Here is a 388-nt window from a genome sequence, read left to right on the forward strand (position 1 = left end):
GCTCACCTCGTCCGGCCGTACTTCGAAGATCAGCCTCGCCTTTTTCGGCAGGCCGGGATCGATGGCCACGGGAAGCAGGCCATCGGCAAAGGACAGCCGTTCGGTCTGGTCATAGGCGAGGCCCGTAGGACCGCGCCAGGAAGCGACCGCTACCGTCGTCGATTGCGCACTTGCCGCAAACTCGACCGTCACCACCGCCCAGATGCCGCCAGTCGTGAACACTTTGGTCTGGCCATATCTGTCGACCTTCAGGTTGCGCGAGAAGGCCACCTTTGCGGCGCGCGCCTCGAAGCCGCGCCCGACAACCGCATCGCCCAGCTTGCCGTAGGCCGGGATCGGTCCGATCAGTTCGGCATAGTGCGGCTTCGACACTTGCAGGCCGTAACAG

1 pseudogene is annotated in these 388 nt (G+C 64.4%); it reads right to left on the minus strand.

Annotated elements, in window-relative coordinates:
- Positions 1–388, minus strand: a pseudogene (locus EOA29_RS42070) (hypothetical protein); the annotation flags it as partial.

It is taken from the genome of Mesorhizobium sp. M1E.F.Ca.ET.063.01.1.1, from assembly GCF_003998155.1.
Lineage (GTDB): Bacteria > Pseudomonadota > Alphaproteobacteria > Rhizobiales > Rhizobiaceae > Mesorhizobium.